Consider the following 15840-nt stretch of genomic DNA (forward strand, 5'->3'; position numbering starts at 1 on the left):
CTCACGGACCGCCCGCAGGCAAGCGAAGCGCCTGAAACAGAAATCAACAGTTTATACACTTTGTTATCGTTTGCTGTAGCTAGGTTCTAGTCCCCAGATTTCATTAGCGTATTGCCTGATGGTGCGATCGCTTGAAAAGAAGCCGGAATGGGCGATGTTCTTTGCGCTCATCGTCAGCCAGTGATTGCGATTACGATATGCGGCATCCACTCGCTCCTGTGCATCTATATAAGAGGCAAAATCCTTCAACACAAAATACTCATCGTTTTGCATTAGCAAGGAATCGTGTATTGGTTCAAAGTGGTCGTCCACATCCGGGAAGAATCCGTTGACAAGCTGTTCTAAAACTTGCTGGATTCTCTTATCGTGATGGTAATACTCACTAGAACGGTATCCGCCATTTTGATAATAATTCAAAACCTGTTCCGCGGTAAGTCCGAAGATGAACATGTTTTCTTCCCCGACCTCTTCTTTAATCTCGATATTTGCTCCATCAAGCGTGCCGATCGTCAAGGCCCCATTCATCATGAACTTCATATTTCCTGTACCTGACGCTTCCTTACTTGCAGTGGATATTTGCTCACTTACATCCGCTGCTGGGAAGATATCCTCCGCCAAGGAAACACGATAGTTTTCTAGGAAGATAACCTTTATCCGCCCATTGATCGCCGGATCATTATTCACCTTATCTGCCAAAGAGTTTATTAGCTTGATTACTCTTTTAGCATAATAATAGCCTGGAGAAGCTTTTGCTCCGAAAATAAATGTTCTAGGATGTATATCAAAACTGCTGTCCTCTTTTAAACGGTTATATAAATACATAATATGAAAAACATTTAAAAGCTGACGTTTGTATGCATGCAGCCTCTTTACTTGTACATCGAAAATACTTTCTGAATCAATAACGATTCCCGTTTGTCTTCTGATACGCTCTCCTAATATTTGCTTTCGTTCCCGTTTCACTTGGTCAAGCTTCTCCAAGAACGCGGAATCGTTTGCATATACGTCAAGCTGTCGAAGTTGTGTTGTGTCTTTCATCCACCCATGACCGATGGTGTCCTGAATGAGTGAGGTCAGTTGAGGGTTTGCTTTTAACAACCATCTGCGGTGTGTAATCCCATTTGTTTTATTGTTAAATTTATCTGGGAATGCTTCATAAAATAAACGCATTTCTCGATTTTTCAATATTTCCGTGTGTATCTTTGCAACACCATTGACACTGAAGCTACCAACGACCGCTAAATGAGCCATCTTTACTAAGCCATGGGCTAGTATTGCCATTTCTTCAATCCGTCCCCATTGACCAGGATATTTTTTCCATAGGTCAGCACAAAAGCGTTCATTGATTTCTTCTACAATCATATAAATCCGCGGCAGCAGTGGTTGGAAAATATTGATTGGCCATTTTTCCAATGCTTCTGAGAGTGTTGTATGGTTGGTATAAGAGATGGTATGGGAGGTAATTTCCCAAGCCTGCTCCCAACTCATATCCTCTTCATCCAAAAGAATCCGCATCAATTCCGGAATTGCTAATACCGGATGGGTATCATTGATATGAATGGTCACTCTTTTATGAAAATCTATTAAACTACCATTTTTCTTTCTGTAAGAACGGATAATGCTCCCGATACTAGCGGCAACCAGGAAATATTGCTGCTTTAAACGCAGGATTTTCCCCTCATCATGTGTATCATCTGGATAAAGAAATTCGGAAACTGCCTCTGTATCCCTTTTGTATTGCATGATGTCCTTGTTTGTCGGAAAAGGAGCAGGTTCAGCACTCCAAAGCCTTAACATGTTGACCGTATCTGTTTGATAGCCGACAACCGGCATATCGTAAGGAACCGCTGTAATAGCCTCTCCTTTTGCATGCCTGAATTTTTCTTTTCCATCTTCTTTATAAGACTCTACTTTCCCCCAGAAGTTGATTTCAACCGCCTGGTCTGGCTTTCTTACCTCCCAAACGTTTCCGTGCCTTAACCATTGCTCAGGCAATTCCACTTGGTAACCGTCAACAAATTTCTGATCAAATAGTCCATGCTTATAGCGAATGCCACATCCATGACCAGGCAGGTCTAAAGATGCGAGGGAATCTAAGAAGCAGGCTGCAAGGCGGCCTAGCCCACCATTTCCAAGCCCTGCATCTGCTTCAATCTCTTCGATGGAAGCGAAGTCAAGCCCAAGTTCTTTTAGCCCCTCTTCCACCACCTCTTGAATTCCAAGATTCAAAAGGTTACTTCCCAACAATCTTCCTAACAGAAATTCGATAGAAAGATAGTACACTTGTTTTTCATCAGCAGCACGATTTCGTTCGTTGGTGGTAATCCAGTTTGCACTGATATATTCTCTTACCATGTTTCCGAGTGTATGATAATGATCTCTTGAGGTTGATTCCTGGAAGCTCTTTCCGTACATACTCTCCAATTTTTTTAAAAAAGCAGCCTTGAATTTCTCTTTACTAGAGAACATGCACTCCACTCCTAGCCATTAGTGTTGAATACAACTGGTTGTATTTAAATGCTGATTTAGCCCAGCTATAATCTCGTTCCATTGCTTCTTTCATGATGCCGTTCCACACTTCAGGCTGCTCATATATGCTTATGGCCCGCCTTATGGTATGAAGCATATCATGGGCATTAAAGTTGGTGAAGGAAAATCCGTTTCCTTCTAATGTCGTTTCATCATAAGAATGGACGGTATCGTTTAGCCCGCCGGTTTCCCGTACTATAGGAATGGTTCCGTAGCGCAAGGCAATTAGTTGGCCAAGACCACACGGTTCAAATTTTGATGGCATTAAGAACATATCCGCACCCGCATAAATTTGATGGGCAAGCGGTTCATCAAAACCTATGAATGTTTTTACCTTTTCGGGATATTGATAAGATAGCTCTCTGAAGTAATGTTCAAACGGAGGCTCCCCTGTTCCTAGCACGACAATCTGCACATCCTTCTCCAACAATTCATGCAGGACACATGTAACAAGGTCCAATCCTTTTTGCTTTGTCAACCTGCTTACCATGGCAATGATTGGCGTATCTTCCTTGACTGGTAGTCCGCATAGTTTTTGCAGAGCTGCCTTATTCACTTTTTTATTCCCCATCTTACTGACGGAATAATTTGCTTCAATGTACTCATTGGTTTCAGGACTATACAGGTCATCATCAATTCCATTAATAATTCCTATTAACGCGTCATTCCTATGACGAAGAACACCATCGAGCTTTTCCCCAAAATAAGCAGTTTGGATTTCATCTTTATAGGTAGGACTTACTGTTGTGATATAACCGGATGATACTAAAGCAGCTTTCATAAAATTAACATTTCCGTAAAACTCCAGTTCATCCGCATGAAAGTATTTTCTATCAATACGCAATAAGTCATGCAGGATACTCGGTGGAAACACACCTTGAAATTGAAGATTATGAATCGTAAATACACTTTGAATATGTTCAAATCTAGGATTCTGTTTGTATTCCCGCTCCAAGATAAAATTAACCATTCCTGTGTGCCAATCATGGCAGTGAATGACATCTGGGATAAAATCGATAGCCGTCATACTTTCCAATACGGCACGACAGAAAAAGGAAAAGCGTTCCCCGTCATCAAAATGACCGTACAGGGAATCGCGGTTAAAGTAGTATTCGTTATCGATAAAGTAATAGGTGATATTATCGTGTATTAGTTTTTCCACGCCGCAGTATTGATGACGCCAGCCCACATCTACAAAAGTGGTCTGAACTCTTTTCATTTTGTTTTTGAAAACTTCTGGTATCTGCCCATATTTTGGCAAGATAACCCGTACGTCCGTACCTAGTTTTTTTAATTCCTTAGGCAATGCTCCCGCAACATCGCCTAAGCCACCTGACTTCACAAATGGGACACATTCTGATACGACAAACAATACCTTCACGAATTCATCAGAGCTCCTTGTACCGATCCTTTTTTCACTAAATACGGGGAATCTGCTTTCCCTGTTAACCTTGTACCGTTTTCTACCTTAACATCTTTGTCTAATATGACCGATTCTAAAACACAATTCTCTCCTATGACACCTTTTTGCATTACTATACTGTTCTTGACTACGGTGCCTTTTCCAATCTTTACTCCTCGAAAGATAATACTGTTCTCTACATGCCCTTCGATGATGGCACCGTTGGCAATCATGGAGTTCTTTACAAAAGCATCTTTGGAATAACTTGTTGGAGGCTCGTCTTTAACTTTTGTGAAGACTGGATGATCCTTCACAAACACTTGTTTCCAGACTACAGGATTTAACAATTCCAAGCTGTGTTCATAATAACTTTCGAGGGAATCAATCACTGCTGCATAATTGCTATACTCATAGTTGCAAATTTTATAACCGCTTGTAATATCCTCTACCACATCCATGATACTTCTATATCCCGTTTGTTCATGGTTCATGAACAATTTCACAAGCAGATCCTTCTCCAGGACATACATATCCAATGTTTCCTCTTCTTTTACCACATGGGTAATATCGCATTTGTTTTGAATATGACGATCAAGTATCAGTTTGTAGTTCATATTTGATACGGTAAAACTATTCGCGATCACGACATATTTCTGACTGCTGCGACCGAAAAAGTCCACATTCTCTTTAAAATGTTGGAAAGAACCCGTATTTTCATTTTCGGAACTTGGAAAGAAAAATAAACCATCACGCTTACGGTCCAGATCCCACTGCTTCCCAGATCCAAGATGATCCATCAGGGATCGGTACTGATAACGTGGGAAGATGGCAACATTCTGTATACCTGAATTGACCATATTCGAGAGCACAAAATCTATCAGCCTATATCGTCCTCCGAATGGGACTGCTGCTATGGAACGCTTTAATGTTAACTCTTGCATTTCTTCATTATGGATTGTTGCATTGATAATACCTAACATTGTTTTATTCATAAATGGACACCCTTCCTGTGTTTGATTTCGCGTCTTTTAACGGGTTATAGAGAAGATCCCTTTATCCATCATTTCCTCTGTCACTAATATGATTTCGTCCTCATTTTTCTCCGGGCAAATTACTGCGCCGTCCGGAATTCTAATTCCAGAAGGGATGATCGCCTTGTTCACATATACATTTTCACCAATGATGGCATCCGGCATGATGACGGAATTTTGAATGACTGAGTTTCTACCCACATTCACACCTTGGAATAATACGGAGTGATCAATTTTCCCTTCAATGAAGCACCCTTCGTTTACTAGAGAGTCCTTAACATCTGCATAAGGTGCGATAAACTGAGGAGGCTGGTTTGGGTTAACGGAATAGATCCGCCAATCATATTCAAAGAGGTTCAATTCACACTCCTCTTTTAACAGGTCCATATTGGCTTCCCATAAGCTCTTTACCGTTCCAACATCCTTCCAATATCCCTTAAACGGATAAGCTACCAATCTCTTATTTTCTTCTAATAACAAAGGAATAACATCCTTACCAAAGTCATGGCTGGATTCAGGGTTTCTGTCATCCATTTCTAGGTACTCCTTTAAGACAGACCACTTGAAAATATAGATTCCCATCGACGCTAAGTTACTCTTAGGATGTGCCGGCTTTTCATCAAATTCAACCACTTCAAGCTTCTCGTTCGTATTCATGATTCCAAACCTGCTAGCTTCTTCCCACGGAACTTCCACTACTGATATAGATACATCCGCATCCTTCTTAATATGGTAATCTAGCATTTCCTCATAATTCATTTTATAGATATGATCACCAGACAGAATAAGGACATACTCCGGATCATATTGGGTGAGATAGTTGATATTCTGATAGATGGCGCTCGCTGTTCCTGTATACCACTTCACACCTGAAGATTCGGTGTATGGGGGCAATACTGTAACCCCTCCATTTTTCCGATCAAGATCCCATGTACTTCCAATCCCGATATAAGAGTTCAGAACCAAGGGTTGGTACTGAGTCAATACACCAACAGTTGTAATACCTGAGTTCGTGCAATTACTTAATGCAAAATCAATGATTCTATATTTGCCCCCAAAAGGGACGGCCGGCTTTGCCAACGTTTTTGTCAAGGAACTGAGTCTGCTCCCTTTCCCCCCTGCCAGTAACATTGCTACACATTTATTTTTCGCCATCGCGTTATCTCTCCCCTCTAATTTTCTTCGGTCGCCATATACTTACACCAAATGATGCAACATTGACCATCATATGATAGTCCTTCCCATGATATGCTCCCTCTTTTGCACTAACTTCCTGCGCATTTAAATTGCCGCCTCCACCGAATTCTCTAGCATCCGAGCTGAAAACTTCCTCATAATCCGCAAGATATGGCACGCCTAGTTTAAACCCTTCATATGAAGCTCCCTTGAAGTTACAAACAACAACTAATGTATCACCAGGTTTTTTTCCTTTTCGGATATAAGAGAAGACACTTTGCTCCCTGTTATCTGCATCAATCCATTCAAACCCTTCTGGATCATGGTCCAATTCATACAATGCTTTATACTGCTGATAAAAAGCCAAAAGCTCCTTAAAGTAATGATGCATCTGTTGATGGGATTCATACTGATTCACTAAAAACCAATCCAACTGCTCAAGGTCTTTCCATTCGTCAAATTGCCCAAATTCCCCGCCCATATAGAGAAGTTTCTTTCCGGGGTGCGTGAGGAAAAAGCCGTACAGTAAGCGTAATTGAGCAAACTTTTCTTCATAATTTCCAGGCATTTTGTTTAACAGAGACTTCTTGCCATGAACAACTTCATCATGTGAAAAAGGCAGGATGAAATTTTCGGAAAATGCATACACGATGGAAAAAGTCACTTTGTCGTGGAGATGTGTTCTTTGCTCAGGAGTAGCCTCCATGTACCGCAAAATATCATTCATCCAACCCATGTTCCATTTGTAATTGAATCCAAGTCCTCCATTGGATGTCGGCGAGGTAACTAATGGCCAATCTGTTGAATCTTCGGCAATCATCAATACACTATAATCTTGTTCAAATACCGCTTCATTCAGCTTTCTTAAAAACTCTTGTGCAAAAGGATTCGCATGCTCTTCTTTGGAGTTTGCCCAATAAAGCATGTTGGCCACTGCATCCACTCTAAAGCCGTCAACATGGAAATACTCCATCCAGAACAATGCATTTGATATCAAAAAGCTTCTTACCTCCGGCTTCCCTAAATCAAAGTTTGCCGTTCCCCATACTTCATTCTCTCTATCGTGGTAATTTTTATATTCAAAGACTGGCGCCCCATCAAACATATACAGCCCATGAGCATCTTTACAAAAATGGCCTGGTACCCAGTCTAATATCACGCCTATGTCCTCTTGATGACATGCATCAATAAACGCCATTAACTCTTTAGGATTTCCATATCTGCTCGTAGCAGCATAATAACCCGTACCTTGATACCCCCATGAACGGTCATATGGATGTTCCACTAAAGGAAGTAATTCTATATGTGTAAATCCATGTTCTTTTATATAAGGAATCAGTTCCGTAATTAGGTCTATATAGGAGTAAAGTTCTCCGTCATCCTTTTTTTTCCACGAACCAAGGTGCAGCTCATAGATAAACATCGGTTTTTCATAAACTAATTTCCGTTTCTTCTTCCGGCGCCAGTTTTGATCTTTCCATTTGAATCCTTCTAAGTCATACACCATCGATGCAGTATTAGGTCTTACTTCTGCATGAAAAGCAAATGGATCTGCTTTATGTAATATTTCTCCGGATTGAGTAACAATTTCGTATTTATATAAATGACCTGATAGGTCTTCCTCTATTTGGATACTCCAAACACCTTCGTTATTAAGTTTTTCAAGAGGATGCATCTCTCCATTCCACTCGTTAAAAGACCCCATTACACGCACCTTCATAGCATTGGGAGCCCAAACAGTGAACCTAGTCCCCAATACTTTCTTACGGTGCCGAACTAGATGGGAGCCAAAAAGTTCATAACTTTTATACAATGTTCCCTCATGAAAAAGGTGCAGCTGAAAATCCGTCGCACTCGTAGCAATCAATTTTTTCACCCTTCCATCATTCCTTATAAAAAAGAATATTGTTATACACTACTATTCTCTTTTTTATAATATTCTCCTTTATCCGACAAGTTGAAATCGTATGACACAAATCAACAATATACATATTTTTTAATTCTTCTGTAAAAATTGTGAAATTTTAAGAAACCGTTTCCATCGTTGTCCTCACTGAAACGGCGGTAAATCAACGTTTTTGAAAGGGGTTACATTCTGAAGAAATATAACTAAATATTAGGAGGATTAATGTAGTTTTTTGTCGAAAAGTTTTTGCTATCAATACAGTCTTAAAGCATTAATGTACACGCTTACATGGATAGATTATATTAAAATAATGATTTTACTTTTGAAATTAGCGTTTGAATTGTGAATGTAAGGGGTATTAAATGTGTTGGAGTATTTCAAGGAGTGATTACTTTCATTTGGTTAAATCATCTAAATCAGATCTAAGTAGGAAACCAAGAGGAAGAAAAATGGACAAATAAAAAAAGCCATAGTATTTAAAAAATACCACAACTTTTGATGACCCGTACGGGATTCGAACCCGTGTTACCGCCGTGAAAGGGCGGTGTCTTAACCGCTTGACCAACGGGCCGGATATTCTGGCGGAGAAGGAGGGATTTGAACCCTCGCGCCGCTTACACGACCTACACCCTTAGCAGGGGCGCCTCTTCAGCCACTTGAGTACTTCCCCAGAATGGCTCCACCAGTAGGATTCGAACCTACGACCCTTCGGTTAACAGCCGAATGCTCTACCGCTGAGCTATGGTGGAATAAAACGGTATATATAAAAATGGTGGGCCTAAGTGGACTCGAACCACCGACCTCACGCTTATCAGGCGTGCGCTCTAACCAGCTGAGCTATAGGCCCACAAAAATGGAGCGGGTGATGGGAATCGAACCCACGACATCAGCTTGGAAGGCTGAGGTTTTACCATTAAACTACACCCGCTAAAAAGGGCGACTGATGGGAATCGAACCCACGAATGCCTGAACCACAATCAGGTGCGTTAACCACTTCGCCACAACCGCCATAATAATATTTATTTAGTAAAAATGGTGCCGGCGATAGGAGTCGAACCCACGACCTACTGATTACAAGTCAGTTGCTCTACCAACTGAGCTACACCGGCGTTAAAAATCAAAGTGGCTCGGGACGGAATCGAACCGCCGACACATGGATTTTCAGTCCATTGCTCTACCAACTGAGCTACCGAGCCTTACTATTTATTTAAAAATGGCGGTCCCGACCGGGATCGAACCGGCGATCTCCTGCGTGACAGGCAGGCATGTTAACCGCTACACCACGGGACCATTTTGGTTGCGGGGACAGGATTTGAACCTGCGACCTTCGGGTTATGAGCCCGACGAGCTACCGGACTGCTCCACCCCGCGACAATAATAAAGTTTTAGATCTCATGTACACCTATACTCACCATATTTTATAATATATGGCAGAGGAAGAGGGATTCGAACCCCCGCGGGCTTTGACACCCCTGTCGGTTTTCAAGACCGATCCCTTCAGCCGGACTTGGGTATTCCTCCGCGTATAGAAAGTACTGGTGGACCTTGTAGGACTCGAACCTACGACCGGACGGTTATGAGCCGTCTGCTCTAACCAGCTGAGCTAAAGGTCCTTTTTGGTAGCGGCGGAGGGAGTCGAACCCACGACCTCACGGGTATGAACCGTACGCTCTAGCCAGCTGAGCTACACCGCCAAAAAAGATCAAGTATTTCATTTTATTAAAAGAAATAAAGTGGAGCCTAGCGGGATCGAACCGCTGACCTCCTGCGTGCAAAGCAGGCGCTCTCCCAGCTGAGCTAAGGCCCCCTATTTATAAGTGGGATACATAATGGTCGGGAAGACAGGATTCGAACCTGCGACCCCTTGGTCCCAAACCAAGTGCTCTACCAAGCTGAGCTACTCCCCGATAATGGCGCGCCCGAGAGGACTCGAACCCCTAACCTTTTGATCCGTAGTCAAACGCTCTATCCAATTGAGCTACGGGCGCAATATATAAGTTTGAAAAAAATCTGGTGCCGAGGACCGGAATCGAACCGGTACGGTAGTCACCTACCGCAGGATTTTAAGTCCTGTGCGTCTGCCAGTTCCGCCACCCCGGCAAGTCTGTTTTGGAGCGGAAGACGGGATTCGAACCCGCGACCCCCACCTTGGCAAGGTGGTGTTCTACCACTGAACTACTTCCGCTAATATAAAATTACAATGCGGGTGAAGGGACTCGAACCCCCACGTCAAAGACACTAGATCCTAAGTCTAGCGCGTCTGCCAATTCCGCCACACCCGCAAGATAAATGGTGTGCCATGAAGGACTCGAACCTTCGACCCTCTGATTAAAAGTCAGATGCTCTACCGACTGAGCTAATGGCACGTAATAAAAGTGGTATTATGCAATTCAATTAATCATAACTACGTTATGTCAAGGATGAATGGTGCCGGCGATAGGAGTCGAACCCACGACCTACTGATTACAAGTCAGTTGCTCTACCAACTGAGCTACACCGGCATAAAATGGTTGGTTATTTTCACTACGTGAAAAAACCTATGCGAAAAAATAATGGTGGAGGATGACGGGATCGAACCGCCGACCCTCTGCTTGTAAGGCAGATGCTCTCCCAGCTGAGCTAATCCTCCATATATCTGCCTGGCAACGTCCTACTCTCACAGGGGGAGATCCCCCAACTACCATCGGCGCTGAAGAGCTTAACTTCCGTGTTCGGTATGGGAACGGGTGTGACCTCTTCGCCATCATTACCAGACAAATTTTATTATACAAAATTGAGAAAGAAAATCAAGAAGTTTTGACAAATTTCTTGTTCCTTCAAAACTAGATAATGTGTTCATATCAAGAATTCATATCGTTCACTTATTTCGATACTTATTTGGGTTAAGTCCTCGATCGATTAGTATTCGTCAGCTGCACGTGTCGCCACGCTTCCACCTCGAACCTATCTACCTGATCATCTTTCAGGGATCTTACTTGCCGAAACAAAAGGAAATCTCATCTTGAGGGGGGCTTCATGCTTAGATGCTTTCAGCACTTATCCCGTCCGCACGTAGCTACCCAGCTATGCCTTTGGCAAGACAACTGGTACACCAGCGGTGCGTCCATCCCGGTCCTCTCGTACTAAGGACAGCTCCTCTCAAATTTCCTGCGCCCACGACGGATAGGGACCGAACTGTCTCACGACGTTCTGAACCCAGCTCGCGTACCGCTTTAATGGGCGAACAGCCCAACCCTTGGGACCGACTACAGCCCCAGGATGCGATGAGCCGACATCGAGGTGCCAAACCTCCCCGTCGATGTGGACTCTTGGGGGAGATAAGCCTGTTATCCCCGGGGTAGCTTTTATCCGTTGAGCGATGGCCCTTCCATGCGGAACCACCGGATCACTAAGCCCGACTTTCGTCCCTGCTCGACTTGTAGGTCTCGCAGTCAAGCTCCCTTGTGCCTTTACACTCTGCGAATGATTTCCAACCATTCTGAGGGAACCTTTGGGCGCCTCCGTTACTCTTTAGGAGGCGACCGCCCCAGTCAAACTGCCCACCTGACACTGTCTCCCAGCCCGATAAGGGCTGCGGGTTAGAATTTCAATACAGCCAGGGTAGTATCCCACCGACGCCTCCACCGAAGCTAGCGCTCCGGCTTCTCAGGCTCCTACCTATCCTGTACAAGCTGTACCAAAATTCAATATCAGGCTACAGTAAAGCTCCACGGGGTCTTTCCGTCCTGTCGCGGGTAACCTGCATCTTCACAGGTACTATAATTTCACCGAGTCTCTGGTTGAGACAGTGCCCAGATCGTTACGCCTTTCGTGCGGGTCGGAACTTACCCGACAAGGAATTTCGCTACCTTAGGACCGTTATAGTTACGGCCGCCGTTTACTGGGGCTTCGGTTCAAAGCTTCGCTTGCGCTAACCTCTCCCCTTAACCTTCCAGCACCGGGCAGGCGTCAGCCCCTATACTTCGCCTTACGGCTTCGCAGAGACCTGTGTTTTTGCTAAACAGTCGCCTGGGCCTATTCACTGCGGCTCTCTCGGGCTTTAACACCCTAACAGAGCACCCCTTCTCCCGAAGTTACGGGGTCATTTTGCCGAGTTCCTTAACCAGAGTTCTCTCGCTCACCTTAGGATTCTCTCCTCGCCTACCTGTGTCGGTTTGCGGTACGGGCACCATACTCCTCGCTAGAGGCTTTTCTTGGCAGTGTGAAATCAGGAACTTCGGTACTATATTTCCCTCGCTATCACAGCTCAGCCTTAATAAGAAGCGGATTTGCCTACTTCTCAGCCTTGCTGCTTAGACGCGCATATCCAACAGCGCGCTTACCCTATCCTTCTGCGTCCCCCCATTGCTCAAACGGAGTGGAGGTGGTACAGGAATATCAACCTGTTATCCATCGCCTACGCCTTTCGGCCTCGGCTTAGGTCCCGACTAACCCTGAGCGGACGAGCCTTCCTCAGGAAACCTTAGGCATTCGGTGGAAGGGATTCTCACCCTTCTTTCGCTACTCATACCGGCATTCTCACTTCTAAGCGCTCCACCAGTCCTTACGGTCTAGCTTCAACGCCCTTAGAACGCTCTCCTACCACTGTTCGTAAGAACAGTCCGCAGCTTCGGTGATACGTTTAGCCCCGGTACATTTTCGGCGCAGAGTCACTCGACCAGTGAGCTATTACGCACTCTTTAAATGGTGGCTGCTTCTAAGCCAACATCCTGGTTGTCTAAGCAACTCCACATCCTTTTCCACTTAACGTATACTTGGGGACCTTAGCTGGCGGTCTGGGCTGTTTCCCTCTTGACTACGGATCTTATCACTCGCAGTCTGACTCCCATGGATAAGTCTTTGGCATTCGGAGTTTGACTGAATTCGGTAATCCGATGAGGACCCCTAGTCCAATCAGTGCTCTACCTCCAAGACTCTAACACATGAGGCTAGCCCTAAAGCTATTTCGGAGAGAACCAGCTATCTCCAGGTTCGATTGGCATTTCACCCCTACCCACACCTCATCCGCTCACTTTTCAACGTGAGTCGGTTCGGGCCTCCATTCAGTGTTACCTGAACTTCACCCTGGACATGGGTAGATCACCTGGTTTCGGGTCTACGACCACGTACTCATTCGCCCTATTCAGACTCGCTTTCGCTACGGCTCCGTCTCATCGACTTAACCTTGCACGTAATCGTAACTCGCCGGTTCATTCTACAAAAGGCACGCTATCACCCATTAACGGGCTCTAACTACTTGTAGGCACACGGTTTCAGGATCTATTTCACTCCCCTTCCGGGGTGCTTTTCACCTTTCCCTCACGGTACTGGTTCACTATCGGTCACTAGGGAGTATTTAGCCTTGGGAGATGGTCCTCCCTGCTTCCGACGGGATTTCTCGTGTCCCGCCGTACTCAGGATCCACTCAGGAGGGAACGAAGTTTCAACTACAGGGTTTTTACCTTCTATGACGGACCTTTCCAGGTCGCTTCATTTACCCCGTTCCTTTGTAACTCCATGTTGAGTGTCCTACAACCCCAAGAGGCAAGCCTCTTGGTTTGGGCTAATTCCGTTTCGCTCGCCGCTACTCAGGAAATCGCATTTGCTTTCTCTTCCTCCGGGTACTAAGATGTTTCAGTTCCCCGGGTCTGCCTTCCATACCCTATGTATTCAGATAAGGATACTGTTCCATTACGAACAGTGGGTTTCCCCATTCGGAAATCTCCGGATCAAAGCTTACTTACAGCTCCCCGAAGCATATCGGTGTTAGTCCCGTCCTTCATCGGCTCCTAGTGCCAAGGCATCCACCGTGCGCCCTTAATAACTTAACCGTTGACCAATATGGTCATGTGTCGATATCAGCGATGATATCTATAAAGAAAATTACTAAGATGAACGATATTCTGTGAATATCTTGATATTAGTTACATTATCTAGTTTTCAAGGAACAACTATGACAATTCGGAAGAATTGTCTAGGGATAAATCCGAAGATTTATCTAAACAGAGAGAATGCTCTCTCAAAACTAAACAAAACAACAAGCGTACATTCCTTAGAAAGGAGGTGATCCAGCCGCACCTTCCGATACGGCTACCTTGTTACGACTTCACCCCAATCATCTGTCCCACCTTAGGCGGCTGGCTCCAAAAGGTTACCCCACCGACTTCGGGTGTTACAAACTCTCGTGGTGTGACGGGCGGTGTGTACAAGGCCCGGGAACGTATTCACCGCGGCATGCTGATCCGCGATTACTAGCGATTCCGGCTTCATGCAGGCGAGTTGCAGCCTGCAATCCGAACTGAGAACGGTTTTATGGGATTGGCTCGACCTCGCGGTTTTGCTGCCCTTTGTACCGTCCATTGTAGCACGTGTGTAGCCCAGGTCATAAGGGGCATGATGATTTGACGTCATCCCCACCTTCCTCCGGTTTGTCACCGGCAGTCACCTTAGAGTGCCCAACTGAATGCTGGCAACTAAGATCAAGGGTTGCGCTCGTTGCGGGACTTAACCCAACATCTCACGACACGAGCTGACGACAACCATGCACCACCTGTCACTCTGTCCCCCGAAGGGGAACGTCCTATCTCTAGGAGTGTCAGAGGATGTCAAGACCTGGTAAGGTTCTTCGCGTTGCTTCGAATTAAACCACATGCTCCACCGCTTGTGCGGGCCCCCGTCAATTCCTTTGAGTTTCAGTCTTGCGACCGTACTCCCCAGGCGGAGTGCTTAATGCGTTAGCTGCAGCACTAAAGGGCGGAAACCCTCTAACACTTAGCACTCATCGTTTACGGCGTGGACTACCAGGGTATCTAATCCTGTTTGCTCCCCACGCTTTCGCGCCTCAGTGTCAGTTACAGACCAGAAAGTCGCCTTCGCCACTGGTGTTCCTCCAAATCTCTACGCATTTCACCGCTACACTTGGAATTCCACTTTCCTCTTCTGCACTCAAGTCCCCCAGTTTCCAATGACCCTCCACGGTTGAGCCGTGGGCTTTCACATCAGACTTAAAGGACCACCTGCGCGCGCTTTACGCCCAATAATTCCGGACAACGCTTGCCACCTACGTATTACCGCGGCTGCTGGCACGTAGTTAGCCGTGGCTTTCTGGTTAGGTACCGTCAAGGTGCGAGCAGTTACTCTCGCACTTGTTCTTCCCTAACAACAGAGCTTTACGACCCGAAGGCCTTCATCGCTCACGCGGCGTTGCTCCATCAGACTTTCGTCCATTGTGGAAGATTCCCTACTGCTGCCTCCCGTAGGAGTCTGGGCCGTGTCTCAGTCCCAGTGTGGCCGATCACCCTCTCAGGTCGGCTACGCATCGTCGCCTTGGTGAGCCGTTACCTCACCAACTAGCTAATGCGCCGCGGGCCCATCTGTAAGTGATAGCCGAAACCATCTTTCAATAAAGAACCAGGAGGTTCTTTATATTATCCGGTATTAGCTCCGGTTTCCCGAAGTTATCCCAGTCTTACAGGCAGGTTGCCCACGTGTTACTCACCCGTCCGCCGCTGACCTTTTAAAAGCAAGCTTTTAAAAGATCCGCTCGACTTGCATGTATTAGGCACGCCGCCAGCGTTCGTCCTGAGCCAGGATCAAACTCTCCAATAAAGAGTCTGAGCATTTGCTCAAAATTTGCTAGCTTGTCTTACTTAAATCATTTTGTCGTGTTCCGTAGAACCGACGTTATGACGCTGTTGTTTTGTTTAGTTTTCAAAGATCATTTCCTTACAAGATTCGCCCAAAAGCGACTTCCTAATCATAACAACTTGTCGATATAAAGTCAAGCTGTTTTTTCACTTTTTAAAAGCGTCGTTTTT

General features: G+C 45.1%; 5 protein-coding genes, 22 tRNA genes and 3 rRNA genes. All 30 read right to left on the bottom strand.

All coding sequences use genetic code 11. The annotated features are described in order from the left end of the window. Positions 1-63 precede the first annotated feature (63 nt). A complete protein-coding gene (locus LG307_RS17840; protein WP_404444812.1) occupies positions 64-2469 on the bottom strand; it encodes a glycogen/starch/alpha-glucan phosphorylase in 2406 nt (801 codons plus the stop codon). Beyond that, positions 2459-3910: a glycogen synthase GlgA gene (gene glgA, locus LG307_RS17845; protein WP_404444815.1), complete on the bottom strand. Its 1452-nt coding sequence runs from the start codon at positions 3908-3910 to the stop codon at positions 2459-2461. Before glgA ends, LG307_RS17840 begins: the two co-directional genes overlap by 11 nt. Further along, a complete protein-coding gene (locus tag LG307_RS17850; protein WP_404444817.1) occupies positions 3907-4923 on the bottom strand; it encodes a sugar phosphate nucleotidyltransferase in 1017 nt (338 codons plus the stop codon). The genes glgA and LG307_RS17850 overlap by 4 nt, the downstream gene beginning before the upstream one ends. A gap of 36 nt (positions 4924-4959) precedes the next feature. After that, the gene (locus tag LG307_RS17855) at positions 4960-6117 is read right to left on the bottom strand and encodes a glucose-1-phosphate adenylyltransferase (protein WP_404444820.1); all 1158 of its coding nucleotides are present in this window, start codon (positions 6115-6117) and stop codon (positions 4960-4962) included. 4 nt (positions 6118-6121) lie between these two features. Continuing rightward, positions 6122-8005 carry a 1,4-alpha-glucan branching protein GlgB gene (gene glgB / locus LG307_RS17860; protein WP_404450500.1) on the bottom strand — a complete coding sequence of 628 codons (1884 nt, stop codon included), beginning with the start codon at positions 8003-8005 and terminating at the stop codon, positions 6122-6124. Between the two features lie 538 nt (positions 8006-8543). Next, positions 8544-8615, bottom strand: a tRNA-Glu gene (locus LG307_RS17865). 8 nt (positions 8616-8623) lie between these two features. After that, a tRNA-Ser gene (locus LG307_RS17870) sits at positions 8624-8714 on the bottom strand. A gap of 4 nt (positions 8715-8718) precedes the next feature. Next, positions 8719-8793 (bottom strand) — tRNA-Asn (locus LG307_RS17875). Positions 8794-8814: 21 nt separating this feature from the next. Further along, positions 8815-8891: transfer RNA gene (locus tag LG307_RS17880), tRNA-Ile, on the bottom strand. A 7-nt stretch (positions 8892-8898) separates the two neighbouring features. Continuing rightward, a tRNA-Gly gene (locus LG307_RS17885) sits at positions 8899-8972 on the bottom strand. Positions 8973-8979: 7 nt separating this feature from the next. Next, positions 8980-9052 (bottom strand) — tRNA-His (locus LG307_RS17890). Positions 9053-9077: 25 nt separating this feature from the next. Further along, positions 9078-9153: transfer RNA gene (locus LG307_RS17895), tRNA-Thr, on the bottom strand. 14 nt (positions 9154-9167) lie between these two features. Then, positions 9168-9240 (bottom strand) — tRNA-Phe (locus tag LG307_RS17900). Positions 9241-9258: 18 nt separating this feature from the next. Beyond that, positions 9259-9334, bottom strand: a tRNA-Asp gene (locus tag LG307_RS17905). Positions 9335-9338: 4 nt separating this feature from the next. Then, positions 9339-9415: transfer RNA gene (locus LG307_RS17910), tRNA-Met, on the bottom strand. Between the two features lie 57 nt (positions 9416-9472). Further along, positions 9473-9565 (bottom strand) — tRNA-Ser (locus LG307_RS17915). A gap of 15 nt (positions 9566-9580) precedes the next feature. Further along, positions 9581-9657: transfer RNA gene (locus LG307_RS17920), tRNA-Ile, on the bottom strand. Between the two features lie 4 nt (positions 9658-9661). Next, positions 9662-9738: transfer RNA gene (locus tag LG307_RS17925), tRNA-Met, on the bottom strand. 40 nt (positions 9739-9778) lie between these two features. Next, positions 9779-9851: transfer RNA gene (locus tag LG307_RS17930), tRNA-Ala, on the bottom strand. 23 nt (positions 9852-9874) lie between these two features. Further along, positions 9875-9951: transfer RNA gene (locus LG307_RS17935), tRNA-Pro, on the bottom strand. Between the two features lie 4 nt (positions 9952-9955). Beyond that, a tRNA-Arg gene (locus LG307_RS17940) sits at positions 9956-10032 on the bottom strand. 23 nt (positions 10033-10055) lie between these two features. Further along, positions 10056-10144 (bottom strand) — tRNA-Leu (locus LG307_RS17945). A 10-nt stretch (positions 10145-10154) separates the two neighbouring features. Further along, positions 10155-10229, bottom strand: a tRNA-Gly gene (locus LG307_RS17950). A 16-nt stretch (positions 10230-10245) separates the two neighbouring features. After that, a tRNA-Leu gene (locus tag LG307_RS17955) sits at positions 10246-10326 on the bottom strand. Positions 10327-10334: 8 nt separating this feature from the next. Further along, a tRNA-Lys gene (locus LG307_RS17960) sits at positions 10335-10410 on the bottom strand. A gap of 59 nt (positions 10411-10469) precedes the next feature. Beyond that, positions 10470-10545 (bottom strand) — tRNA-Thr (locus tag LG307_RS17965). Positions 10546-10597: 52 nt separating this feature from the next. Continuing rightward, positions 10598-10673 (bottom strand) — tRNA-Val (locus LG307_RS17970). Positions 10674-10681: 8 nt separating this feature from the next. Next, a 5S ribosomal RNA gene (gene rrf / locus LG307_RS17975) occupies positions 10682-10798 on the bottom strand. Positions 10799-10922: 124 nt separating this feature from the next. After that, a 23S ribosomal RNA gene (locus LG307_RS17980) occupies positions 10923-13854 on the bottom strand. 225 nt (positions 13855-14079) lie between these two features. Further along, a 16S ribosomal RNA gene (locus LG307_RS17985) occupies positions 14080-15631 on the bottom strand. The 16S, 23S and 5S rRNA genes sit together here with 22 tRNA genes alongside, the layout of an rRNA operon. Positions 15632-15840 lie beyond the last annotated feature (209 nt).

Origin of the sequence: Sutcliffiella horikoshii, from assembly GCF_044809035.1 — a bacterium.
Taxonomy (GTDB): Bacteria; Bacillota; Bacilli; order Bacillales; family Bacillaceae_I; genus Sutcliffiella_A; species Sutcliffiella_A horikoshii_G.